This is a genomic window from Psychrobacter sp. BF1, from assembly GCF_019279065.1.
Classification (GTDB): Bacteria; Pseudomonadota; Gammaproteobacteria; order Pseudomonadales; family Moraxellaceae; genus Psychrobacter; species Psychrobacter urativorans.
Window position 1 is genome coordinate 1 of record NZ_JAGYWV010000008.1, and the last position, 24057, is coordinate 24057.

Below are 24057 nucleotides of genomic sequence, written 5' to 3' on the forward strand. Positions count from 1 at the left end.
GCATCAGCATCAGCATCAGCATCAGCATCAGCATCAGCATCGGCATCAGCATCAGCATCGGCATCAGCATCAGCATCGGCATCAGCATCGGCATCGGCATCAGCATCAGCATCAGCATCAGCATCAGCATCAGCATCAGCATCAGCATCGGCATCAGCATCAGCATCAGCATCAGCATCAGCATCAGCATCGGCATCAGCATCAGCATCAGCATCGGCATCAGCATCAGCATCAGCATCAGCATCGGCATCAGCATCAGCATCGGCATCAGCATCGGCATCAGCATCGGCATCGGCATCGGCGTCAGCATCGGCGTCAGCATCGGCGTCAGCATCAGCATCAGCATCAGCATCGGCATCAGCATCAGCATCGGCGTCAGCATCAGCGTCAGCGTCAGCATCGGCATCAGCATCGGCATCAGCATCAGCATCAGCATCGGCATCAGCATCGGCATCAGCATCAGCATCAGCATCGGCGTCAGCATCGGCATCGGCGTCAGCATCGGCATCAGCATCGGCATCAGCATCGGCATCGGCGTCAGCATCAGCATCGGCGTCAGCGTCAGCGTCAGCGTCAGCGTCAGCATCAGCATCAGCATCAGCATCAGCATCAGCATCAGCGTCAGCGTCAGCGTCAGCGTCAGCATCGGCATCGGCATCGGCATCGGCATCAGCGTCAGCATCGGCATCAGCGTCAGCGTCAGCGTCGCTGTCATCATCATCATGACCGAAAATAGCTGCTGCTAAACCAACACCAGCTAGTCCAACTAGCCAAGGAAGAGCATTAAAGCCTTCCGTAGCACCAACCCACCAAGGGGAAGCCTGTGACTGACCGCCAATCGCTTGGCCTTCAATTTCACCAGCTTGTAACTCAGTAACGTAATCCCCTACTTTTCCTGTATCTGGCACGTAGTAATAGTAGCTACCATCTTCGCCTAAACCTATAAGAGCGCTATCGGTGCTGTCATAGAAGCCTTCAATGATAAGATCAGGTGTATTACTGTCCTCTTCAAATGAGATTTCTAAATGCTTGCCTACCCGCTTAGTTATTATATGATCTGGTGCCTTTCCAGTAACTTGCTCAATAAGCTCATAGTTCACTTTATTTCTGGCTTGGATAACTGTAGGTAAGCTATCTTTTGTAACAATGATTTTTTCAGCAATGACACTGTCTTTACCGTTGACTTTAACCATAATGTTATTCATAAGTTCATCCTTGGACTATTGATTTTGAGGGAAATTATTATCGAAATAAAATTATTGAGAGATCTATTCTTCCGATATGACAGTAGCGACAACTCGACGATTATTTCGACGTCCTTGTCTAGTAGTATTAGTATCTACAGGTTTATATTCGCCATATCCCATAGGAGTCAGCTTCATACTGTCGACGCCATATATATTTACTAAAATACTTTTAGCTTTATTAGCGCGTGCCTGAGAAAGCTCTAAGTTGTAGTTATCAGAGCCTTTGTTGTCAGTGTGACCTTCTAAAATAATTTTATTAATCGTACGACGGGTTTTGATAAAGTCAGCCATTGCACCTAACTCAGCTGTAGTATTGGTTGTAATTTTAGTGCTGTCAAAGTCAAACAAGACTGTGAACTGTTTTTCATTTCTTATCGGTTGATTTGATGCTGGAGATTCTACTGTTAAGGGCATTACAACAATAGGTTGAGGAATTACTGCTGGTTGAGGGCTGCTACAGTCTATGAAAACACGACTAATTTGATGCGTTTGACGCATGCTTTGACTCAACAGCGACAATGCTTGTGTAGTAGGCAGTTTTTCAATCGTAGGTGCGCCTGCTGCAGACAGGCTTATTTTTAAATAAGTCGTGGTTTGCGGTATAAAGTCAAACCGCTTTGACTGAGCTAGTACTTGTGCGCTTATGCTATTCATATTTTGAACAGTAATTATCTGTGAGCCATTACAGATAACAACATCTGAATAATGATTATTAGTTAAGCTAACTTGAAACAGGTTGTCTAAATTAGCGCCAACAAGATCATCAGAACCAATCCCCACTACGATAGGGTTTGTTTCAGTAGCAGTCTCACTTTGACGTATAAAAACAATTCGGCTTTCGTTAGCTTTTAGCATGTTGTCACTGGGCTGCTCAAAAACAACTCCACTCTTTTTCCACTTGATTTTATTGATTGCAATATCAGCATTGGATAGCTGATTGCCAGCCATCATTTGACAACCAATTAGACTCATTGCTATTACTAGTACTGGCGATAATAATATTTTGCTATTCATGTCATTACCTCTAAGTAAGCGAAAAATGAAGCCTATTGGTATTTGTTCTACTGAGCCTCTACCCATCCTACAAAAACAGCAGAAAAAGCCTTATTTCTCTCATTGAATTTAGTTTGTTAATACAACAAACGCATTAGCAGCTATCCCAGTAGCTGTTAATGCTTTCTATTAACATTATTAATTTATTGTAAAACCATCTATTTTCATCGTTTCAATATTCCGACCTAAACGCAGTAAACTCAGAGAAAATATGATAGTTAGAGTTAAAATTAATTATATTCGAATAAACGGATATAAATATTCGTTTTAATGAATATACCACAGTTGATTAAGGTTCACAGCAAAAAATCAAATTTAATGACATGAGGTAAAGCCTGAAATTATTTAGAAGAGCCTGAAAAAGATAAATTGCTTACCAGTAATGACCATTCATTTCTTATTCATCACATACTCATTAGAGGGATTACTGTGCTTACTAGTAATGAATACTGAAGCTAGTAGCAAAAAATAACTATGCTGCTGATAAGCTTTAGAAAACGGACTACAGAACACGTGAGTTGTGACAGGAATTTACTTAAGCTGGAATTGCAAAACGTTTGGTAATAATAGGCGATCATTATTTAGCAAAAAAAAATCCCAGCTATTAAGCTGGGATTTTGATATTCAGTGCTAACAATTGTCATATAAAACGTTTATATAGACTGTCTGCTACTTCTATTAATATGATAGAAGTATAAATTACTATTTTTTGATAGCGAATGGTCAGATATGATTTAATATTTATTAGAGCGGTGTATTAGAGCGGTGTATTAGACCTTTCAATTAGCAAGAATCATGGGGCAATGAATAGTTTTGAAGCTCTGTAGCTAAAATCAGCTACCCGCTTAATTGATATTCAATAAAGGCCCGTATACTGTGTAGCTAATTGATGGTAAAAATGATATAGCGAAATTGGCTTGGAGTAATAGGTGATGCAGAGAATATGAAAAATACACTAATATAAGCTCAATTACAGTGACCACCACTATGCTAAGGATCAAATCAATTCTGTATCAGCTTTAATTAAGATATAGAAGGCGGCTGATTTATCGACTTAAGCACCGAATTGCAGGCATAAAAAAAGCCTCACTACATTACATAGTGAGGCTTCCTGCTTTTTCAAGCCATATTTGGAGCGGGAAAAGAGATTCGAACTCTCGACCCCAACCTTGGCAAGGTTATGCTCTACCACTGAGCTATTCCCGCATATATCAAAATGTAGCGTTATTCACGACTACCTCTGGATAGGCTGGCTATTCTAGCAACTTCTACGAAAGTGTCAATCTTTATTTTCTTCAATAACACCTACCATAGACTCTTTAGACCTATAATAATACTAGATTCGATTTCAAACAATTGATTTAAAACTATATTTCTTCAGTATAAATATTTTTTATTTTAATTAAAATTTTAAAAAAGGTAATCTAATAATCAGCTCTTATAACAATGTCTGATAAAATTAGATGCAACGGCTAGAGTTTAGGATCTTTTATAGACTACTATTTCTATCGCTACCGCCTTTTCCCAGCTTTAGTATCAAGCAATATCTGTGTTTTAGTTACCTATCATTACATAACTTATGAATTACATGCTAGTAAATCGTATTACTTACAATGCTACGCTGTATTGTTACTATTGCAGTGTTGGATTTGCACAGTAATGCTTATTATAATAAAGCGAATTATTTTTCATCTTTATTATTTGTACAACTTTATCTCTTACGAGGACGTATATTATGAAAAAGCTAGTAACTACTACAGTTATGGCAGCATCACTATCAGTACTAAGCTTAACAGGTTGTAGTACTACTACTAACGGTGGTGCTATCGGTGTCGATCGTCAGCAACTATTGCTAGTATCTAGCGAGCAAGTATTACAGCTTTCAGCGCAAAGCTATAACAAAAATATTCAAGAAGCACGGGCTAAAGGCGTACTGGATACTAATAAAGCTCAACTTAATCGTTTAAAAGGCATCGCTAATCGCTTGGTAGGTCAAGTAGGCGTTTATCGTCCAGATGCAGCCAAATGGAATTGGGAAGTTCACACCATCAAGTCTGATCAGCTAAACGCTTTTGTTATGCCTGGTGGTAAGATCATGTTCTATTCTGGTATTATTGATAAATTAAATTTAACCGACGACGAAATTGCTGCCATTATGGGTCATGAGATGTCGCATGCTTTACGTGAGCATTCACGTGAACGCTTATCGCGTGAGTATGCAACGCAAACTGGTATTGGTGTAGCTGCTAGTGTATTCGGTCTCTCACAAGGTCAAGCACAGCTGGCAAACTTAGCTGGTGACTTTGGTTTAAGTCGTCCTCATAGTCGTACGCAAGAGAGTGAAGCAGATCAAATCGGTCTAGAGCTAATGGCACGTGCCGGTTATAACCCACAAGCAGCTATTAGCTTATGGCAAAAAATGCAACGTGCCAGCCAAGGTGAGCCACCGCAGTTCTTAAGCACTCACCCATCGAGTAGCAATCGTATTACCCAGTTGCAAGCTTTGATGCCTAAGGTCACGCCGCTGTATCAAAAATCACGTCGCTAGTTGCTAACTATTGATGATTAATACAGTAAATTAAGTAAGTCTAGCATTTGAGAAACCACAACTATTAATAGAGTATGAATGACTGTTCATGCTCTATTTTTTGCTTGAGTGTTTTATATACTGAGGTATATCAATCAGCTATACGTAAGGTACAACCATTCCTAGCGTACTGCTACCCTACTTTAGCTCTATATTATTAAGGTTTTACTATCTGTTATACTAAACGCTTAATTTTATAACTGTTTAGCGTTTAGATCATTGAGGTATAACTATGAATACGCCTACTGCTGCTGCTCTTGACTTAGGGCTACAGGAATTACATCCTCAACACCTTGAACTGATTAATGAGTCCATGAATCATGCTGGCTATTTTGAAGGTAAGGAGAGCCATTTTAAGCTCACTATCGTCAGCGCAGTTTTTGATAATAAACGTCTAGTGGCACGTCATCAGCTGGTTTATGCTTCAGTCGCAGAATTATTAACTTCAAAAGGAGGTAATGTTCATGCGCTTGCTATTCATGCTTATACGCCTGCGGAGTGGCAGCAGCAAACTCAAAGCCCTACTAGCCCGCTATGTGCAGGTCAAAACTCATAATAGATATGACAAAATAATAGTATCTTTACTCTTATAGTAGCTGCTAGCTAACCTTAGTGCCTATAAAATTATCGCTTATAAATAACAGCTATTTTACTAATATACTTTTATCATTATATAAAAGTATATTTCCAGCAGACTTCATATGAATTTGTGCATCATCGCTCTCGTTCGTGAACTTTCATACTAAAGGATTAACACTTAATGAAACATTTGCACACTCTGTTGGCACTGTTGGTGATAGGCCTATTTATATATCAGAGCTACTTAGTATTGAGCGCGCAGAAACGGCCGCCACGAGTAATCAAAATTGCTAACCATATTCTTTACGCCTTGATTATTGTTTCAGGCGGCTGGATGCTCATGCAGCTACTAAGCGTTAATGCTCCTATTCAATGGGTATTGGCCAAAATTGTTTTACTCATTGCTGCTATTAGCGCCAGTATCAAAGCCTTTAGTCCCAATGCCCTGCCGTCACAAACTAAAGTGGGGGTTGCTATCGCCACCATAGCTTATATAGGCATAGTAGTATTAGCTTGTACCAAGCCGGCTAACTTTTTTTAAGTTCTAAGTTTTGGGTCTAAATCACTCTATAATTAATGCTCTTGTTTTTTAGCATCGATTTAGACTTCAAATGCTATGTTTTTAGTATCACCAGCGCTTTAATTTTGCTATCTTAAGCACTTGTATTATATTATTAATATATTCCATGCAAATACAATACCTTAGCCTTACGGAGCCACTATGAAAAAACTCACAGCAGCAACGCTTTTGAGCGCAGCTGGTATATTTGGTCTCTCAGGCTGTGCAACAACTGGCAATCTAACCCCACAATATGTACCGCCCAGCACTTATCAAAGCTACGACTGCCAAGCACTCACTCAAGAGTATAATCGAGTCAATAGCTATGTTGAGGCTACACGTAACGAGCGCTCAACTTTATCATCCTCTGGGGTCGGCGTAGGTATCTCTGCAGGACGCTGGGGTATCTCTCCCAATATCAGTTTTGGGGTGGGCAAAAGCAACGACACCAACGCTCGCGATGTTAAGTTATCACGGCTTTATGGTGAGCGTGATGCCATCATTCAATCTGCCCGTATTAAGCGCTGTAGCTTTGCCAATGGTATTAAGATTTATGGTGAATAAAGTTAAACAATAGTTAATCTCAAATGTTCAACATAAAAAAGCCAATACCTTAGTAAAGTATTGGCTTTTTTGTCGCTTAAATGCAGGCAATTAGCATCAAAAGCTATTTATGATGGCAAGCTTTGTATCCACTGTACGATCTGACCACTAGACAAAGCACCTGACTGCCGTGCTATTTCTTTACCGCCTCGAAAAGCCACCATCGTCGGTAGGCTACGAATATTATAATGGGCGGCGGCTTGCTCGTATTTATCGGTTTGCAGCTTAGCCAGCACTACTTGCGGTAATTGACTAGCAGCCGTCTTAAAATGTGGTGCCATCATTAAGCAGGGCTGACACCAGCTCGCCCAAAAGTCCACAATAGTTAGGACATCATTCTTTTGAATAACTTTATTGGTCGATTGCGTCGTTAGCTCATGCACGCTAGCTGTCAACAATGCCTCGCCGCATTTACCGCAGTTAGGATTAGCCGCTAGACGCTCCGCTGGTAACCGGTTAGTCGCTTGGCAATTATTACAAACGATATGCAAGCTTTGTTCACTCATTCGGTAACTCCTATTTTAATTATTATTTGCTGGTTATCATGATCCATGATTGTTAGCTTAAAGCGCGGATAGCTAAAAAACTGGCTTTAACTTAAAAAGAGGTGCTTATTACTAACTAGGTTAACACTTTTATTGAGTTTATGGCTCTATGCTTACGTTTGGCGGACTTAATACTATATGGGCTTACGCTTTGTTGCAGAGACTTACTTAGCAAGGTACTGCCTAGTTTATTTACAGTGTTGATTGAATGTTCTGCACAGCAACAATTGCTAATTGCTAATTGCTAATTTTGGCATGATGGTCGGGCTGAGCCGCTATAGATATAGGTTAGCGCCCGTGGCGCTGATAAATACTCTGCCCTTAGCTCCTCAATGCTAAACCCAGCTGCTTCAATAAGTGCTGGAATATCACGATTGAGATGACAGCCACCTGCTAGCGGCTTCCACCAAGGCGTCAATCGCTGTTGCCAACGCGCAACTGGGGCATCCGGTGCTAAGCCATGCTCACAAAATAGCAATCGCCCTGCTGGTTTCAGCACTCGCATCATTTCTTGCAGCGCTGGTATTGGCTCATTGATACTGCATAGTGTAAAAGTCATAACAATAGTATCGAATCGATCGGTTGCCGCATGAATGCCCTGCACATCAACAGCCATTATCTCAACGGGGATACCAATAGCATCGGCACGCCGACGTGCCACAGTCTGCATCTGTGCAGCTGGGTCAACTGCAACTATAGTTGCCACCTTTTGCCCATCATAAAACTCTAAGTTAAGACCGCTACCGATGCCAATCTCTAATACTTCGCCTAGTGCTTGCGGAACGATTTTGGCGCGGGCACTCATCACAGCATCAGTGCTACAAGCTATATCAATTATTTTTGGCAGTACATAGCGTTGGTAAGGGTTCATTGCGTTCTCCATTTGCCGCAGTAGCTAATAGTTTATTTTCGCTATTTACTGCATTTAGTAAGGTCAATAACACTAAGTATTATTGACCTTTGACAACAGAGCAGCGGCTTTGCTATGGCATTAGCTTAACGTTTGCAGGTATTCATACCCAGCATAGTATATAACGGACAAAAACGGAATATACCAGTCAATAAAGGCACTAACCCGATAATACCCCACAAGCTCTGAAAATAAACCCCAAGGCCGATGATAATTACTCCGACAATAATGCGTAGTACTCTCTCGTTGTTGCCAATATTAATCTGCATAATTAACTCCTTTATTGCAGTTGCTGATGCGCTCAGAAACTTTAAATAATAAGCTAGACATATCTGGACTAGCCATAGTAAAAAGACTATTTATATCATACTGATTTAGGCTGTAGAATCATTGCCCAAGTACATTAATAGGTACTTTTAGATAACGAGTTCCATTCGATTCAGGCTCAGGCAATTTACCAGCATCGATATTCACTTGGACTGAAGGGATTATTAAGCGTGGCATCTCTAAAGTCGCATCGCGGCGCTCACGCATTTCTACAAACTCGGCTTCGTTGATACCTTCTTTGACATGAATATTAGCCAATTTCTGCGCCGCAACTGTCGTAGTCGCACAGTGCTTACGACCTTGGCTAGGATAGTCATGGCATAGATAAATGACCGTATCATCAGCTAGAGCTAATATTTTTTGGATAGACTGATACAAAGTTCGGGCATCGCCGCCTGGGAAGTCGCAACGTGCAGTGCCCACATCAGGGGCGAATAGCGTGTCACCCACAAAGACTGCTGTTTTACTGTCATCAGTAGCGATATAGGCCATGTCAGCAGGCGTGTGTCCGGGCACATGCATAGCAGTGATAGTAATATCACCTAACACCAAAGTATCACCTTCTGCCGTTAAAATATCGAACTGACTGGCATCAGTACGGAAACTAGTATCAAAATTAAAAATTTGCTTAAATATTTTCTGTACTTGGGTGATATATTTACCCATCACTAATTCGCCACCTAAGGTTTGTTGCAAGTGGATAGCCGCAGATAAATGATCAGCATGCGCATGCGTTTCAATAATATACACCAGCTGCCACTCCTGGCTACGCACGAACTCAATAACCTCATCGATTCCGGTGCTGCCAGTACTTCCTGACTTAGGATCAAAATCCAGTACAGGATCAATAACGGCGCATAGCTGCTTTGAGGTATCTGCTAATACGTGGGTAAAAGTCTCTGTGTCTTGATGTAAGAAAGAATGTACTTGCATGCTGTCCTCGCTGTAATCGAAACCTAGTATTCAGGGTTTAGTCTTAAGCTACTATCGCTAGCTTCTAATTATATTGATGGTCTGCCAAGATGTAATAGAGTTTGGCAGCTTTAGTTAATAGTCGAACTCATGGTCAATATAACAACCCCTAAACACTTTATCAATTTATATAATGTAAATTTTGATAATTATATTGGGTATACTATATAATTAACCTTCAGCTCGCTCAGATTAGATAATGTTGGACAGTCAGCTACAGCAGTAATCGACTTGTAAATGTCCAAAACGCCCTAAATAACATAATAATTAGTATAAAATAATGACATTACTGTGACTACTTAAGGAGTCCGCTCTGACAACTACTACTTCATTAACGACCCCGTTGATACCGACTGATACTGATAAAAGCGATGGCTTAGAATCAGTAAATATGGCTGACTTTGTCCCGCTAGATCTTGTTAAGCAAATGCAACAAGCTTCACAGCAAGCAAGCAAACTTCTGAAGTCATTATCACACCCTGATCGTTTGCTATTGCTATGTCAGCTAACCCAAGGTGAATATTGTGTTAGCGAGCTTGAGAGTTCAGTTGGTGTTGGACAGCCAAGCTTATCACAACAGCTTGGCATTCTACGTAAAGACAAGCTAGTAGCTACTCGTCGCGAAGGCAAACAAATTTATTATAGTATCGCCAGTGATGATGCTTTAGCGGTGTTGCAGCTTCTCTATGAGCGCTTTTGTTCAAAGTAAAATTGACAGCTAGCGCTGTGATTTGACCGCTGTTTTGTATGCTAAGCTTAACCTGATAACTGTTCAAGACGATGGTACTTTCTTATGACTAATGCTGCTCAGCGTCTGATACCGATTTGGTTGCGCCAATACCCACTCTCTGCCCTATTGACTGACTTAGTCGCCGGATTAGTGGTAGGGGTGTTAGTCATTCCACAAAGCTTAGGCTATGCGGTGTTAGCAGGTCTGCCGCCTGTTTATGGGCTGTATGCCGCTATAGTGCCAGTTATGGTTTATGCTTGGATTGGCTCTAGTAACGTACAGGCAGTGGGCCCTGTTGCCATCACCGCCATTATGACCGCTAGTGCTCTACACGCTTACGCGGATCAAGGGGCTGAGCAGTACGTATTAATGGCCAGTCTATTAGCGTTAATGGTCGGAGCACTGTTATGGATAGCAGGTTGGCTGAAACTTGGCTGGATTATGCAGTTCATTAGTCGCGGGGTATCAGCTGGCTTTATTAGCGGTGCTGCCGTACTGATCTTCGTCAGCCAGCTCAAATATTTAACGGATATTCCAGTCGCTGGCAACAGCTTAGTTGGCTATGTGTCGAGTATGGTGAAGTATGCTCAGCAACTGCACCCATTAACGCTATTGATTGGGGTGGCGGCCTTTAGCTTGTTAGTCGCTAATCGCTATGCCAGCCAGTGGGTCTGGCGCTCGTGGCTCTCGGTCAGCTACGCCAAATGGGCTGAGCGCTTGTTTCCTCTTATCCTACTCATCAGCGCGCTGTTACTGAGCTCAATACTGCACTGGTCTTCTGCTGGAGTAGCCACTATTGGCGCTATTCCGCAGGGATTACCTAGTTTTACTTTGCCTTATATTCCAGACTTACGTGAGGCGCTGAACCTATTGCCAACAGCAGGTCTAATGGCATTGATTGTCTTTGTCTCCAGTAGTTCAGTTGCTAGTAACTATGCGCGCTTACGCGGGGAAACCTTTGACGCTAATCGTGAACTGACCGGCTTAGGGCTGGCTAACCTAGCTGGTGGATTTTTTCAGAGCTTTGCGGTTGCTGGTGGATTTTCGCGTACCGCTATTAACGCTGACTCAGGGGCTAAAACCCCACTGGCCAGTTTAGTGACTGTAATCGTGATGATTGCTGCTTTGATCGCCTTTGGCACAGCCCTGGCTCCCCTGCCTTATGCGATACTAGGCGCAACTATTATGGCCTCGATTATTGGCCTGATTGATATTGCTACTTTTAAATCGGCTTGGCAGCGTGATCGTTTAGATGCTGCAAGCTTTATAGCTGCTTTTATTGGGGTGCTGATATTTGGCTTAAATACTGGCTTAGTTATCGGCTTGATGGTGTCTTTTGCTAGCTTGATTTTGCAGTCCAGCCAGCCGCATGTAGCTGTCGTCGGGCAGCTGGCAGGTACTGGACACTTTCGCAATATTAATCGTCATGACGTCATCACTTATCATAACTTAGTGATGCTACGCGTTGATGAGAGTTTGTTTTTTGGTAATAGCGAATCGGTACATCGCCACGTTATACAAGCGACAAAAAAGTATCCTGAGGCCAAGGAAATCATCTTAATTATGGCTGCTGTCAATCATATTGACCTCACCGCTCAAGAGATGCTAATCACCCTTAATCAAGAGCTTGCTGCGCAGAACAAGCGTCTACATTTTAGCTTTATTAAGGGGCCAGTCATGGATATTATTGAACATACGCCATTGATCTCTGAACTATCTGGGCAAGTCTATTTGAGCAATATGGATGCTGTTACTGCTCTAAAAGATACTTAAGCTATTTTGCACCGCTGATGAGTATTGCTTGTATGCTATAAAATAGCATTTTGTTGAGCGATAACGAGCGAACCCTAAATTGCTCATTGCTCATTGCTCATTGCTCATTGCTCATTGCTCATTGCTCATTGCTCAGCAAGGTAAACGACTTAGCACAACGTAATGGGTGTAAGACATTTAACCTAAATAACTGAGCAGAAGGCACTAATTAGAAGATAGTCGGCATCAAATATTCCCTATAAAAGCAGCCTAGCCTATAACCAAGTTATTAATTGAACTATATTCACCACGCTTAAGCTCAGTTATACTGTAAGGCTACCATTTAAAATTCTGTTTAGAGGCTAATACTCAAGTAATCGCTACTCAAGTAACCGCTACTCAACACAAGCAACTGACATTACTTATGACTGATAATCTCACTATTTATAAACAAATCTATCCTACGCAATGCGCTAAGATTGCTGAGCTAGGCTATCGTTCAGTGATTAATATTCGTCCTGATGATGAGCATATCACTCAGCCAAGTAGCCAAGAGCTAGCCACTGCTACTAAGCAAGCAAACTTAGCCTACCATCATCTACCTTTTGACGATGAACGCTTAAGCTTACTCACGGTCGAGCAGTTTGCCACTTATTATCATGCTTTTCCTAAGCCTATCTTGATGTTTTGTGGTACTGGCGCTCGCGCTAAATTGCTTTATCAAAGTGCATTAATGCAAGGTCTGCTCTAGATAGCTAAACCTATCACCGTTTTAACTCAATAATCCAAACCGAGGAATTTTTATGGCGCATAATATTAGTATCCAAGGACAAGTCACTCCTGAACAAGTTGCTATGCTGGCTGAAAATGGCTTCAAAACCATTATTAATAATCGTCCTGACGGCGAAGAGAGTAATCAGCCTACTAGCGCTGATATTGCTGCTGCTGCCGAAAAGGCCGGTATTGCTTACAAAGAGATTTCTTTTGCAGGAACTGGACTTACTCAGCCTCATGTTGAAGAGTTCGCCGATTTTTTTAATCAAGCCGAACAGCCAATCTTGATATTTTGTCGTACGGGTGCGCGCTCAACAGGTATCTATGAAGCGGCCAAGCAGATGGATTTGTTAGACGACTGATCTACCTAAAGACTAAACTAAATAGTCTGTGCCTACTGTCTCTAACTACGCCTATCATAAATAATGATGGGCGTTTTTTATCAGCGTTGCTGCAAAAAGCGGTTTAGCCTTGATTGCAGTGGTTATCCTTGCTTAAACACTCGATTGCGGGGACTTGGCTGGGGGAGTTATCGAGACGCCATCAGACTCTAGTCACCGCTCCAGTGGGTGAGCAAGATAGGAGCGCAAAGCAAGATTAGCTACAAAAAAAACCACCTCGATATCGAGATGGTTTTTTAAAATAAGTTCACTCTATTGAGAAGTATTAATCTTACTGCATTACTAGATATTCAAAAGCACTTAATGCAGCTTTACTACCCTCACCCATAGCAATATTAATCTGCTTAAACGGTACAGTAGTGACATCGCCACAAGCAAAGATACCTTTGCGATCGGTACGGCAGCGCTCATCAATCTCAATCTCACCAAAGCGATTCATATCGACGAAACCTTTGATAAAGTCAGTATTAGGTATCAGTCCAATCTGCACAAATACTCCAGCTAAATCAACTTCCTTAATATCGCTAGTTTTGCGGTCTTCATAGACGATAGAGCTAACTTTACCATCTGTGGCTTTGATTTCTTTGGTCGCCGCACTAGTGATGATTTCGATGTTGTTTTTTTCACGGGCTTTATTGATTAACACCTGATCAGCTTTTAGCTCATCAGCATATTCAAAGACTGTAACATGGTTGACGATACCAGCTAAATCTAGTGCTGCTTCGATACCGGAGTTACCACCGCCAATCACTGAAACATCTTTACCTTTAAAGAAAGGGCCATCGCAATGAGCGCAATAAGCTACGCCTTTACCCGTGTTTTCTTCTTCGCCTGGAATGTTAAGCTTACGCCATTGAGCCCCAGTCGCTAGAATAATACTACGACTCTCAAAAGTCTCACCAGTATTCAGATGAATGCTGTAGTTTTCGTCTTCAGTTTGATCAAGCGACTTAACATTGACGTGTTGCTTTATGGTGATGTTGTATTCACCCAAATGCTTGATCAAATTATTCGATAAATCGGTACCATTAGTCAAAGGGACTGAAATCAAGTTTTCGATATCTTGAGTATCTTTAACTTGTCCGCCAATACGGTCAGCGACCATAGTGACTTTTAGGCCTTTACGAGCCGTATAGATTGCCGCTGCAACGCCAGCTGGTCCGGCACCAATGATAGTGACATCTTGCTGCTCAAGTTGCTCAGTATCTTCTGCGCTCGCTTCACTTAACAAGTCTGGATACTGCTCTTGTAGTTTTGCGATTAGTTTGGCAGTGTCAATCAAACCGTTAGCAAAGGGCTTGCCGTTTAAGAATACCGCAGGCACGCCTTGGATCTTATTAGCGTCTACTTGCTCTTGAAACAAGGCCCCATCAATCATCTCATTGCTAATACCTTCATTCAATAAGGCAAACTGATTGAGTGCTTGTACTACTTCTGGGCAACTGTGGCATGACAAAGATACGTAAGTATGAAACTGTAGCGGCTTGTTAAAACGCTTCACTAACTTTTGGATACCTTCATCCAGCTTTAAGGTATGACCACCCGCTTGCAAAATAGCTAAGATCAATGACGTGAACTCATGGCCACCAGGGATACCACTAAACACAATACCATTATCAACTAAAGTATCATCAATATGGCTACGCACCGCAAAACTAATAGGGCTTGGCAAACTGCTGTCATTGGCTTCAGGATTAAAATTAATCTTGTCAGTAGTACTAGCGATACTAGTCAAAAATTCTATCAATTCGGCACGTTTAGCGTGTTCGCCTCTACCCAATACAAAGGTAATAGGACGGGTCATATTTTCACTATAGCTCTTGACTGCATCTAATAAGCTTTGGTCTATCATGGTGATTCCTATTTTATTATAGAGTAAATGTCGTTAAAATTTTAAAAGGTAGCAAGTCAGTAGTTACTAAGTATTAGCCGTTGCTCAATATAGGCAAGCTGTTACCAGCTATCTACTAACTTTTGATAACTCTATTATCAGGGGTTTCATTATTTTGGGCAAGCTGAGAAATCCGAATATTAACTTTAGTAAAACCAATCGTATAATGATAAGTATTTTGTATTTTAAATAGATACAGAGCTGTTATGACAGTGTTGTAATAGCTTGCTGTAGACGGTTAGAGATAGTATCAAGGTGATTATTTCGCTACAATCAAGGGTAGCTACTTATTAAAAAGATAAGCTAGCTCCACCGGTTTATTGTTGAAGTAGCTAAGAAAACTCCAGCTTCATCATAAAGTGCTAGTTCTCATACTAGCACCACATAAAACAAGGATGACCTCATGAGAAAAACTGATACTTTTCAAGACAACAAAGATATCATTGCCGAACTCAAGCAAAAAGACAGCCACTTCGCGGTGCTGTTTGATGAGCATACTCTACTTGACCAGCAAATTAATCAGCTTGAGAAAGATAGGGTTAAAAATGCCAGCCGTGATGATGAAATTGAACAAATGAAACGCCGCAAATTAAAGCTCAAAGATGAGATTTATAAAATAATAGATAAAAACAAACTATAATCTCAATTCATTTAGAGCATAAAAATGCCCCATCAACTTAAGCTAATGGGGCATTTTTTAATAGCTAAACTTTACAGCGTAAAATGTACTTAAACACGCTATAACTGGCTTAGATTTTACCAACTAAGTCTAGGCTTGGTTTTAGGGTTGCTTGACCCGCTTCCCATGCTGCTGGACATACTTCACCATCATTATCACGCACATATTGTGCCGCTTTAACTTTACGTAGCATATCTTTTGCACTACGGCCGATACCTAAGTCATGAATCTCTGCAACTTTGATAAGACCATCTGGATCCACTAAGAAAGTACCGCGCAATGCTGCGTTGTCTTCTTCGATCATGATGTTGAAACCGCGAGTGATTTTACCAGTGCCGTCACCAAGCATTGGGTAAGTTACTTTACCGATAGCGTCTGAAGAATCATGCCATGCTTTATGAACAAAATGAGTATCTGTAGATACTGCATAGACTTCTACGCCTAAGCTTTTTAGCTCTTCGTAATGATTAGCCATATCTTCTAATTCAGTAGGACATACAAAAGTAAAGTCATGTGGGTAGAACATAAAGATTGCCCAGCTACCTTTTACGTCTTCTGAAGTGATAGTTTTGAATTCACCATTTACAAATGCTTGGGTTGAAAATTCTGGGATTTCTTGATTGATAATAGCTGCCATGAGTAGATCCTTTATTATTAAGTTAATTGATTACCACTTGTCTAGTAGACTCGCTAATATTTATCTCAGTTAGCGGTTGGCCTAACTAGGCTTACCAAACAGACTATACGCTAATTCTATGATTACTCTATTTAAAAGTTTCTATTTTGATGTTTGGTTTTATTAATGTTGTTAAAGCCTATTGCTCATTATCTAATTATACGTAAACCACCTATGCCTACCGCTTTGTTCACTATAGAATAGAGAGACTATATAACCGCTAAAAAAAGTAAGTAAAAATCATAGTATTATTAGCCCTGTGTGTCACATTTTAACTTTTGTTAAGTCTTACACTTATTATCTTTATCAAAAGCCCTTTACTAAAGGATTTATATGATCACCTTACGTCAGCTTGAATTTGCTTTAGCAGTCGCCAAACACCGTCACTTCAAACGCGCTGCTGAAGATTGTAATATCTCTCAATCGGCACTTAGTTTAGGCATAGCAGAGCTTGAAAAACAGCTAGATACCCAAATTTTTGAGCGCAATAATAAGCAAGTACTGATCACCCCTATCGGACAAGACATCTTGACTCGAGCGCAGCGGGTATTTTCTGAGGTCAACGATTTGACCACTCGTGCTCACAGTCATCAGACGCCACTGGCTTATCCTATGACTGTAGGTATTATTCCAACGATTGCGCCTTACTTACTGCCTAAAGTGTTGCCTGCCTTACGCCAACATTATCCAGAATTTCGTATGTCTATTATCGAACAGCAGACTGAACGCTTGCTTGAGCAAGTACGCTACGGTCATATCGATACTGCTATCATTGCGTTACCTTATGCTATTGATGGGCTACATAGCTTTGAGTTTTGGAGCGAGGATTTCTTTGCGGTATTTCCAAAAGACGATGACCATGCCAAACTTGAGACTATCGATTCTGACCAACTGGCTGCTGCTAACTTAATGTTACTCGGTGAAGGGCATTGTTTGACTGATCAGACCTTATCCGTTTGTCATTTTGATCGCGAACAAATGAAGTCTAGTTTTTCTGATGCTAGCTTAAACACGCTTATTCAAATGGCTTTGGCGAATATGGGTACTACTTTGGCACCGCAAATGGCTCTCGAACAATTACACTTGCAGAATCAAAATGCTGTAGCTATTCCGCTTGCCGAGAAAGGTCCTCATCGCCATATTGCCTTTGTTACTCGCCTAAACTATGCCCGTGTTGATGATGTCAATCTATTAGGCGAAGTCTTTAAGCAAGCGCTATACGACAGCGCTCATCCTCAATAGAGCCGTCAGAATGACTGATAACCATCCATCGCTAACATCGCTGAATACTGTTGGATTAGAGAGTCACATAGAGAGTCAAAGAAATAGACACATAGACAGACAAATGGTTAGCGATTTATATAAGCACTTTGTTCAGCACTTAGCGATTATCGATCCCTGTATTACCCCTGCCATTACTGAAACCCTATGGCAGAGCATCGTTGGCTATTATAGTGAACCGATTCGTGCTTATCATAATCTGACTCATCTTCAACAGTTATTCGAGCAATTTGCACAAGTAAAAAATAAGCTAAGACAGCCAAGTATTGTGGCTTTGGCACTGTTTTATCACGATATTATTTATGATCCAAGCCGACAAGACAATGAGCTAAAAAGCGCGGTTTTTTTAAAGCAGGCCTATGCAAAGCTGTTGCCTAGTGGCTTGATAGCGCGTATATATCAACTGATTATAATGACTGCCAGCCATGAGCTTACCGATCAGACAGATACTGATGCCGCTTATTTATTGGATATGGATTTAAGTATTTTGGCGTCCGATTGGCTACAGTACGAGCAGTATGCGCAAGCGATACGACGAGAATACGCTCACGTTACAAACGCTGATTATCGTAGCGGTCGTACTTCAGTATTAGCAGGATTATTAACCCATCCCAGATTATATTTGACTGATTACTATCAGCGTTTAGAGCAGCAAGCTCGGCAAAACATTAGCCGTGAACTTGCGTTTTTTGCTGCCGTTTAATGAATGATTTACGACAGAGTAATTAAAAATCGCTCACTACCAGATAGTTGACAATGATGACATCTAGTGTGGAGTGATGACATCTTCAGAATTGCGCAACCTAAGCTATTATCAGCAGCTAAAATAATTACTAATAACAGTAAATCGTATTATCCAATCAAAGTAGGGTTAATCTAGCTTGCCAGCCTTACCGGCCAGCATCTTATGCCACTGCTTATACTCTGGCATCGCAGTCTCAACGGTTTGCCAAAACGCACGGCTATGATTAGCATGATGTAGATGACATAACTCATGAACGATTACATACTCAGTGCATTCGATAGGAAAAGCTGGTAGATAGACCGACAGCCAAATACGCTGCGCACGAGTATTGCAGCTGCCCCAACGAGTATGCATTTTTTTGATGCGAGTCTCTTTAGCTTGAGCCCCAACGATAGGTTGCCATTTATCAAATAATTCTGGCATAACTTCAGCCAGTTGCTGTCGATAGTAAACTAATTTTTCCTGCTCATTAAGATTTATCGACTGTGCTTTGCCCCATAGTAAAATAGGGTGGGCAACTGTTGGAGTCATAGAGAAGAGTTGCTGTTGGCGTATAAGCAGTTGTTTATGATGATCTAACGCCCAATCCACCCGCCTATCTATAGCTTGGGCAACTTGCTTAGCGCTAATTGCTACTGGTACGGAAACCGCTAACTGATAAGGTTTTAGAGAAAAATTAATATTCCTAACTGGTTTTTGACTTACTTTTAACTCAATATCTGCTGCTGCTAAACGCTCAATGAGAGCCGTTAATAAGGACTCGCTCAACGCTGTTGTCATGATGTCTACCTCGAGCCCTTAATAAAGAATAATTAGAAACCAACGATGACTAAAAAATAGCTAGTAGTAAGTAATTAATAAGAAGCAATTAGTAAAAAGCAATTACTGTCAAATAATCAGCATAAAGCGCGCCTATTTACAGCGCTTGTAGATGATTATCGAAAGCCATTTTATGTAATTGGCTGTCTATTATAATTGCTCCTACTGGCTGAGCATTTATCGCACCATCTGCGCACCTAATATTGACTGACAGAGTGGTTAGCTGCCCTTGCCCATCACTAACGATAAAACCTGGACGCCCCGCACTGGCATAAGTGTCATCATTGGCACTGATTTGACAGGCTAGTTCAGTATCGCTAATCATAGTACTGCCAGATAACTCTGAACCTGATAGCAATGACGCTCCTGCACAATCTAACAAGCGCACATCATCAATCAGCTCACGAGTGGTTAAGTCGTAGATCGCAGCACAGCCCCCTATCGGAGTGGTGACGCACAATAGATTGTTTTTGCTATCAACAGCGACGCTAGCGATATATTGGTGAAAGCGTTGCCATTGATTGTTAGGCACAATTAACGGCTTAAACTCCCTATCACCACGCTGATGAGTGAGCACTAGTGGTACATTTATGTGCTTTTCGCCTTGGAACTGGATACCTATCATTACTGTACCATCATCATGTATAGCTAAATGGCGAATGCTCATCTGCTTGTGCTCAGGAACGATTTGCTCTAAAAGCACTCCATTATGGCGATTCAAATAAACCAATGAGGGATGCATAGTATCTAAATTGAGCTCTTCACGCGAGGCTTGCTCAGTTTTTATACCACCGTTAGCGATAATAAGAGTTTGGCTATCAGGATGGATAATCAGCTCATGGGGACCGATACCATAAGAGTCAAACTCGGCTATTTTTTGATAATGATTGTTAGCGTCATACACCCCAATCTTACCGTCTAAAGTAAGCGTATCGTTCTCAGTCACATACAGCTGCCCACCATCTAGACTATAACAAGCATGACCATAAAAATGCCGATCAGCTCCTGCTTTTATGGCCTGTTGCACTTGTCCAGTAGCAGTGTCCAACACCCAAAAACTTTCGCTTGGACGCCGCCCCATTACTACTACATCTCGACTTAAGTTGGTAGTAGCGTTAGCTTTGTTAATACTATTAACAGCAGGTTGTACTACGATATCATGTACGCGTTCAGGCATAGTCGTCTGCCAGACGATTTGCCGATCAGCATCAATACCTACTACCCCGCAGCATCTTTCACTAGTAAGCGAGTTAGTTTTTGGCATAGACGATACGCCACTCACCCAGCTAACTGGCCGCGCTAGCATAGTAGTATGGATTGTGGTTAGATCCATACTGTCTTTACTTAGGCGACTTAGGCTAAGGCCATCATAATGGTGATAAGCAGACGTCGCCTGTTGATAGGTATATTGCAAACGCTTAAGCTGCGCCAGATAGGCGGCTGGCGATATTAGTGACAAAGACGGTGCTAAAGTTAAGAGCTGAACATTAAGCCCCGTCAAATAATCCTGCAAGCGCGCGTCTGGCGAACGTTGTTTACGATAACGATGATGAATGCCAACTAAAGCTACAGTACCCAGCACTGTGCCGAATGCTGTACTTAAAGAAGTTTTTACAACGTTAGCTTCTAATGCTGATCTGCTCTTAGAATGTCCATGCTTATCCATCGTTTTAACGCCTTCAGTTATTATCTAGTTATCATCGCTAAAACTATCATTTAATTGTTAGGTGATGGCTAGTATCTAATCACCATCATTACTATTAAAACCAACCCGAATACCAAGAGTCGGAATCAACTGACGTTTAATCAAACGAGTCACTTTAGTCAAACTGTCGAATAATTGCTGCTGTGTGTTTTTATCCGCAGTCGCTAAATCCTCTGGCATTTGGGCCAATAAAGTTGTAGTGTCAGCCAATGCTGTTGCCAGCTCATTACCGACTTTACTGTCATTATTACTGTTCAAGATAGCAGTCAATACCGGATCGGTTAGCACCTTATTAAGCGTTGCTAGTTTGGCATTAATAATGGCTCGACTTTGGCCAGCAGTAGCTGCTGGCAGATGACCTTTAGCCTTTCCGGTTAAACCTAAAGGCTGATCGATAGCGTTAGTTTTCATAACTTCTAGCAATGAGAGTAAGGAGTTAAACCATTGATTAAGACCTTGGTTACTAGTAGCCGTTTTATCAATAGCTAATAACTGTGTGGCACTGTTCTGCCAGTCTTTTTCAATACTTTGTAAACGGGTACTTAACGCTTGGCTGGCACTTATCACATAAGCGCATTGGCCAGCATCTAAGCTGTCGTTAGCATACAGCACCTCTTCTAAACCTGGTACACCTTGTACGATAGCACTTTCATTCATCAACTGCTTAGCCGTCAAAGTTGGATTGGCGCTAATAAGATCAGCAACGCCACTATGTACTAGCCCACGCTCATCAGGATAATAATTGATATATAGATTGCTCATACTATCAGTTGCGGGACCAAAGTTAACCATCTCAGCACTAGCCCAAGCTTGAGCTAACACTAACCACTGATCACGCAGAGCTTGTAGCTTATCACCGCTGACAGGAGACTGTTTACAGTGCTGCTGAGCCAACTCATGCAGCACTGTGCTTTGTTTAGCGGCATCAGCATATGCTGGGATAACGATATTATTAGCGACGTGAGTCAGGTAAGCTTTTTGGCTTTCAGCACTAATAGCGACTGCCTTGATATTGACGCTCTGCTCACTGCTTGCTGGGTCATTTGCAGCGGTAGCAGCGGCACTTTGCTTGGCTACTTCTTGACTATTAACATCAGCTTTTTGATTGTCATCAGTCGGCTTAACACAGCTGATTAATAATCCAGCGCTGAGCGCGGATAGAGCCATCATTAAAGCGTGGTTCTTTTTCATAGTGTTCTCGGTAGTGGCCTAGTGGTTCTATTGATTGAGAGCTAAAGCGGATAACTCTAGCTCCATAAGCATAATCATTTATAGAATTGCTGGTTATTTATTACTTGGTTACTTGTTACTTGGTTACTTATTACTTAGCACTTAAGCGCTTTATAACGATTTCAAAAAGGCCTGTAACTCATCACGACCTTGCTTATCTAACTGCAAAACTTTTTGTTGTTGGCTTGCTGCTTCACCGCTATGCCAAAGCACTGCTTCCATTAGCGTGCGCGCGCGACCATCATGTAAGAATGTCGCTTGCGGATCCACCGTTTGCGCCAGACCGATGCCCCATAATGCTGGCGTGCGCCACTCATAAGAGTTGGCTAAGAACTCAACCTGTAAGTCTTTCGCCGGTAATTTACCAGCGATAGTCCGATCCGCTAAGCCGTCACCCATGTCATGCAGCAATAAATCGGTATAAGGGTAGATTACTTGTCCGTGTTGCTCAAGGTGATCATCGTCAGTTTTTGGCAACTGATATCTAGGAGTATGGCAGCTCTGACAACCCATATCATAAAAACGCTTTTTGCCAGCTAATACTAATTGATTGTCGGCATCGCGGCGGTGTGGAACCGCAAGATTACGAGTATAAAACTCAACGAACTTCACCACTTCATCACTGACTTCAACGGCGGGCTTGCCGTTACCTTGTTCATCAGCGCCAGTAGTGGCTTTTAGACAAGCGGTCTGCAAAGGCGTACAAGATTCTATCGGTCGAATATTAGAGGTCAAGCCCATATCTTCATTAAAGGCGCTTTGATTTTGGGTAATAAGTTTGGTTTGTCCAGCTTTCCAACCAAAACGTCCCAAGGCTTTTTGGCCGGTTTGTGGATCCATTACCCAGTTGAATTTGCCACTAATGTTATTGCTACTCTTATCAGCACTGACAGCTTGTTGTTTGATAGCAGCCTCAGGAATCTGATCTAATAGCCCAAGACCTATCATTGGTAAAGCAATACGTGGCGAAACCATCAGCTCGTCATCAAAAGCCCCGTAGCCAGGATTGGTTAGCTTAAAGGTAGGCTGTCGCAGAGTTTCAATATGGCCGTCAGCAAAAGTAACTGGTTTGTCTGTCCATTGCACAGCAATACGAGCTTCAGCAGGAACACCTTGGATAGCACGGTCTTGCAACTGACCGCCATACATAGGATGCGCTACTTTTTCGATCATCGACTGCTGTAACTGCTGACGTTGCTCGTCAGTAGTAGCCGGCATAGCCAAACGAATCAATAAGCTATCAGCATCATCCTCGCTAGTCATTGGCGCATGGCCGCGACCATCTTTTACATGGCAGGATTGGCAAGCAGCAACGTTGAATAATGCTCCAATGCCATCACGACTGTCAGTACTAGCAGGCGCGATCACCCAAGGCTGCTTAAAGAACGCATTACCAATAAAAAAGTTGCCTTTACGTGAAGCCGATAGGTTCGACGAAGGTTTTGAATAACTCTCAGAGCTAGTGATAGTAATACCAGTATCACCACCTTGTTTAATTTCTTGCGGATCAAAAGTAGCTAGTTGCTGTAAGGGTACACCAGCCAGCCCTTCAATAGTTTGGCTACGCTCAACAGATAAGGCTGCAGACGAGCTTTTATCAGCGCTCGCTAAAGACTCTTGTTTGGACGCGCTATCAGTTGGCTGACAAGCACTAATAGCTAGCACACACCCTAGCGCTAACGACAGCTTAGTATAGTTATGAGTTGATAGTTTTTTTGACATTAGGGTGGTCTTCATCATGTAACTGGGCGCTATAAATACTAGCTTAGGATAAGAGCTAAAGGAGTGCTTATCAGCCTGAGTAGATAAAAAACTAAAAGCTGGCTGTAGCGCCTTTATAGAGCTCATAAAGATTTCTTTAGCTTTACTGTAGAACTGTCAAAAGGGTAAAAGCACGCTACCAACTAATATTAGCAACGTGCTTATTATACCTAAATCATATGGTCATCAAAATAATTCTCATTAACTAATAGCGACTTATCAGGCATTTAT

General features: G+C 41.7%; 23 protein-coding genes and 1 tRNA gene. 11 read left to right on the forward strand and 13 right to left on the reverse strand.

The genetic code is table 11. From position 1 onward, the window contains the following. The 3 genes from KZA12_RS09930 to KZA12_RS09940 all read right to left on the reverse strand — a co-directional run. Positions 1-1205 (reverse strand): hypothetical protein (locus KZA12_RS09930; RefSeq protein ID WP_218690153.1); only part of this gene is annotated, 1205 nt, incomplete at its 3' end. 63 nt (positions 1206-1268) lie between these two features. Beyond that, on the reverse strand, positions 1269-2261 hold the full coding sequence (locus KZA12_RS09935) for an OmpA family protein (protein WP_227677283.1): 993 nt from the start codon (positions 2259-2261) through the stop codon (positions 1269-1271). A gap of 1170 nt (positions 2262-3431) precedes the next feature. Continuing rightward, positions 3432-3506: transfer RNA gene (locus tag KZA12_RS09940), tRNA-Gly, on the reverse strand. 529 nt (positions 3507-4035) lie between these two features. On the opposite strand from KZA12_RS09940, the gene KZA12_RS09945 reads away from it, so the two are divergent. From KZA12_RS09945 to KZA12_RS09960, 4 genes are all read left to right on the forward strand, one after another. Next, positions 4036-4848: a M48 family metallopeptidase gene (locus KZA12_RS09945; RefSeq protein WP_201623540.1), complete on the forward strand. Its 813-nt coding sequence runs from the start codon at positions 4036-4038 to the stop codon at positions 4846-4848. 271 nt (positions 4849-5119) lie between these two features. Beyond that, positions 5120-5443: a BolA family transcriptional regulator gene (locus KZA12_RS09950; RefSeq protein WP_201623541.1), complete on the forward strand. Its 324-nt coding sequence runs from the start codon at positions 5120-5122 to the stop codon at positions 5441-5443. Positions 5444-5647: 204 nt separating this feature from the next. After that, positions 5648-6007, forward strand: coding sequence for a SirB2 family protein (locus KZA12_RS09955; RefSeq protein ID WP_201623542.1), 360 nt, complete (start codon positions 5648-5650; stop codon positions 6005-6007). A gap of 180 nt (positions 6008-6187) precedes the next feature. Next, on the forward strand, positions 6188-6589 hold the full coding sequence (locus KZA12_RS09960) for a hypothetical protein (RefSeq protein WP_201623543.1): 402 nt from the start codon (positions 6188-6190) through the stop codon (positions 6587-6589). A 107-nt stretch (positions 6590-6696) separates the two neighbouring features. Here the strand turns inward: KZA12_RS09960 and KZA12_RS09965 are convergent, their stop codons facing one another. The 4 genes from KZA12_RS09965 to KZA12_RS09980 all read right to left on the reverse strand — a co-directional run bounded on the left by KZA12_RS09965 (position 6697) and on the right by KZA12_RS09980 (position 9343). Beyond that, positions 6697-7134, reverse strand: a complete 438-nt coding sequence (locus KZA12_RS09965; protein ID WP_218690154.1) for a co-chaperone YbbN — start codon at positions 7132-7134, stop codon at positions 6697-6699. Positions 7135-7417: 283 nt separating this feature from the next. Then, entirely contained in the window at positions 7418-8044 is a 627-nt protein-coding gene (locus KZA12_RS09970; RefSeq protein WP_218690155.1) for a class I SAM-dependent methyltransferase, read from the reverse strand. Positions 8045-8169: 125 nt separating this feature from the next. Then, positions 8170-8352 (reverse strand): DUF2892 domain-containing protein, encoded by a 183-nt coding sequence (locus tag KZA12_RS09975; protein WP_201623546.1) that lies wholly within the window; start codon positions 8350-8352, stop codon positions 8170-8172. Positions 8353-8470: 118 nt separating this feature from the next. Then, complete coding sequence (locus tag KZA12_RS09980) at positions 8471-9343, reverse strand: MBL fold metallo-hydrolase (protein WP_201623547.1); 873 nt, start codon at positions 9341-9343, stop codon at positions 8471-8473. A gap of 430 nt (positions 9344-9773) precedes the next feature. On the opposite strand from KZA12_RS09980, the gene KZA12_RS09985 reads away from it, so the two are divergent. The 4 genes from KZA12_RS09985 (at position 9774) to KZA12_RS10000 (ending at position 13000) form a co-directional block, all read left to right on the forward strand. Next, positions 9774-10091: a metalloregulator ArsR/SmtB family transcription factor gene (locus KZA12_RS09985; protein ID WP_256932922.1), complete on the forward strand. Its 318-nt coding sequence runs from the start codon at positions 9774-9776 to the stop codon at positions 10089-10091. An 84-nt stretch (positions 10092-10175) separates the two neighbouring features. Then, complete coding sequence (locus tag KZA12_RS09990) at positions 10176-11885, forward strand: SulP family inorganic anion transporter (protein WP_201623548.1); 1710 nt, start codon at positions 10176-10178, stop codon at positions 11883-11885. A 403-nt stretch (positions 11886-12288) separates the two neighbouring features. After that, the gene (locus KZA12_RS09995) at positions 12289-12615 is read left to right on the forward strand and encodes a beta-lactamase hydrolase domain-containing protein (RefSeq protein ID WP_201623549.1); all 327 of its coding nucleotides are present in this window, start codon (positions 12289-12291) and stop codon (positions 12613-12615) included. A 52-nt stretch (positions 12616-12667) separates the two neighbouring features. Continuing rightward, a complete protein-coding gene (locus KZA12_RS10000) occupies positions 12668-13000 on the forward strand; it encodes a TIGR01244 family sulfur transferase (protein ID WP_201623550.1) in 333 nt (110 codons plus the stop codon). Positions 13001-13310: 310 nt separating this feature from the next. On the opposite strand, the gene ahpF is transcribed toward KZA12_RS10000, so the two are convergent. Beyond that, entirely contained in the window at positions 13311-14891 is a 1581-nt protein-coding gene (ahpF, locus tag KZA12_RS10005; RefSeq protein WP_218690156.1) for an alkyl hydroperoxide reductase subunit F, read from the reverse strand. A gap of 442 nt (positions 14892-15333) precedes the next feature. On the opposite strand from ahpF, the gene KZA12_RS10010 reads away from it, so the two are divergent. Beyond that, positions 15334-15570 (forward strand): YdcH family protein, encoded by a 237-nt coding sequence (locus KZA12_RS10010; protein WP_201623552.1) that lies wholly within the window; start codon positions 15334-15336, stop codon positions 15568-15570. Positions 15571-15679: 109 nt separating this feature from the next. Here KZA12_RS10010 and ahpC read toward each other — a convergent pair whose 3' ends face one another. Beyond that, positions 15680-16246 (reverse strand): alkyl hydroperoxide reductase subunit C, encoded by a 567-nt coding sequence (ahpC, locus tag KZA12_RS10015; protein ID WP_201623553.1) that lies wholly within the window; start codon positions 16244-16246, stop codon positions 15680-15682. A gap of 372 nt (positions 16247-16618) precedes the next feature. Between ahpC and KZA12_RS10020 the strand changes: the two genes are divergently transcribed. Next, on the forward strand, positions 16619-17527 hold the full coding sequence (locus tag KZA12_RS10020) for a hydrogen peroxide-inducible genes activator (protein ID WP_201623554.1): 909 nt from the start codon (positions 16619-16621) through the stop codon (positions 17525-17527). Between the two features lie 10 nt (positions 17528-17537). Beyond that, complete coding sequence (locus KZA12_RS10025; RefSeq protein WP_256932923.1) at positions 17538-18269, forward strand: hypothetical protein; 732 nt, start codon at positions 17538-17540, stop codon at positions 18267-18269. Between the two features lie 168 nt (positions 18270-18437). Here KZA12_RS10025 and KZA12_RS10030 read toward each other — a convergent pair whose 3' ends face one another. From KZA12_RS10030 to KZA12_RS10045, 4 genes are all read right to left on the reverse strand, one after another. After that, the gene (locus tag KZA12_RS10030) at positions 18438-19091 is read right to left on the reverse strand and encodes a M48 family metallopeptidase (RefSeq protein ID WP_201623555.1); all 654 of its coding nucleotides are present in this window, start codon (positions 19089-19091) and stop codon (positions 18438-18440) included. 136 nt (positions 19092-19227) lie between these two features. Beyond that, on the reverse strand, positions 19228-20796 hold the full coding sequence (locus KZA12_RS10035; protein WP_218690157.1) for a DUF1513 domain-containing protein: 1569 nt from the start codon (positions 20794-20796) through the stop codon (positions 19228-19230). A 75-nt stretch (positions 20797-20871) separates the two neighbouring features. Next, on the reverse strand, positions 20872-22026 hold the full coding sequence (locus tag KZA12_RS10040) for an imelysin family protein (RefSeq protein ID WP_218690158.1): 1155 nt from the start codon (positions 22024-22026) through the stop codon (positions 20872-20874). Between the two features lie 150 nt (positions 22027-22176). Further along, the gene (locus KZA12_RS10045) at positions 22177-23805 is read right to left on the reverse strand and encodes a di-heme oxidoredictase family protein (protein WP_218690203.1); all 1629 of its coding nucleotides are present in this window, start codon (positions 23803-23805) and stop codon (positions 22177-22179) included. Positions 23806-24057: the final 252 nt, after the last annotated feature.

Excerpts from the sequence above, each read along its gene's own strand:
- KZA12_RS09955 (WP_201623542.1), top strand. The coding sequence starts at position 5,648 with ATGAAACATTTGCACACTCTGTTGGCACTGTTGGTGATAGGCCTATTT.
- KZA12_RS10045 (WP_218690203.1), bottom strand. The coding sequence starts at position 23,805 with ATGATGAAGACCACCCTAATGTCAAAAAAACTATCAACTCATAACTAT.
- KZA12_RS09935 (WP_227677283.1), bottom strand. The coding sequence starts at position 2,261 with ATGAATAGCAAAATATTATTATCGCCAGTACTAGTAATAGCAATGAGT.
- KZA12_RS09950 (WP_201623541.1), top strand. The coding sequence starts at position 5,120 with ATGAATACGCCTACTGCTGCTGCTCTTGACTTAGGGCTACAGGAATTA.
- KZA12_RS09995 (WP_201623549.1), top strand. The coding sequence starts at position 12,289 with ATGACTGATAATCTCACTATTTATAAACAAATCTATCCTACGCAATGC.
- KZA12_RS09970 (WP_218690155.1), bottom strand. The coding sequence starts at position 8,044 with ATGAACCCTTACCAACGCTATGTACTGCCAAAAATAATTGATATAGCT.
- KZA12_RS10040 (WP_218690158.1), bottom strand. The coding sequence starts at position 22,026 with ATGAAAAAGAACCACGCTTTAATGATGGCTCTATCCGCGCTCAGCGCT.
- KZA12_RS10030 (WP_201623555.1), bottom strand. The coding sequence starts at position 19,091 with ATGACAACAGCGTTGAGCGAGTCCTTATTAACGGCTCTCATTGAGCGT.
- ahpF (WP_218690156.1), bottom strand. The coding sequence starts at position 14,891 with ATGATAGACCAAAGCTTATTAGATGCAGTCAAGAGCTATAGTGAAAAT.
- KZA12_RS09985 (WP_256932922.1), top strand. The coding sequence starts at position 9,774 with ATGGCTGACTTTGTCCCGCTAGATCTTGTTAAGCAAATGCAACAAGCT.
- KZA12_RS09990 (WP_201623548.1), top strand. The coding sequence starts at position 10,176 with ATGACTAATGCTGCTCAGCGTCTGATACCGATTTGGTTGCGCCAATAC.
- KZA12_RS09965 (WP_218690154.1), bottom strand. The coding sequence starts at position 7,134 with ATGAGTGAACAAAGCTTGCATATCGTTTGTAATAATTGCCAAGCGACT.
- KZA12_RS10020 (WP_201623554.1), top strand. The coding sequence starts at position 16,619 with ATGATCACCTTACGTCAGCTTGAATTTGCTTTAGCAGTCGCCAAACAC.
- KZA12_RS10010 (WP_201623552.1), top strand. The coding sequence starts at position 15,334 with ATGAGAAAAACTGATACTTTTCAAGACAACAAAGATATCATTGCCGAA.
- KZA12_RS10025 (WP_256932923.1), top strand. The coding sequence starts at position 17,538 with ATGACTGATAACCATCCATCGCTAACATCGCTGAATACTGTTGGATTA.
- KZA12_RS09960 (WP_201623543.1), top strand. The coding sequence starts at position 6,188 with ATGAAAAAACTCACAGCAGCAACGCTTTTGAGCGCAGCTGGTATATTT.
- KZA12_RS09945 (WP_201623540.1), top strand. The coding sequence starts at position 4,036 with ATGAAAAAGCTAGTAACTACTACAGTTATGGCAGCATCACTATCAGTA.
- KZA12_RS10000 (WP_201623550.1), top strand. The coding sequence starts at position 12,668 with ATGGCGCATAATATTAGTATCCAAGGACAAGTCACTCCTGAACAAGTT.
- ahpC (WP_201623553.1), bottom strand. The coding sequence starts at position 16,246 with ATGGCAGCTATTATCAATCAAGAAATCCCAGAATTTTCAACCCAAGCA.
- KZA12_RS09975 (WP_201623546.1), bottom strand. The coding sequence starts at position 8,352 with ATGCAGATTAATATTGGCAACAACGAGAGAGTACTACGCATTATTGTC.
- KZA12_RS10035 (WP_218690157.1), bottom strand. The coding sequence starts at position 20,796 with ATGGATAAGCATGGACATTCTAAGAGCAGATCAGCATTAGAAGCTAAC.
- KZA12_RS09980 (WP_201623547.1), bottom strand. The coding sequence starts at position 9,343 with ATGCAAGTACATTCTTTCTTACATCAAGACACAGAGACTTTTACCCAC.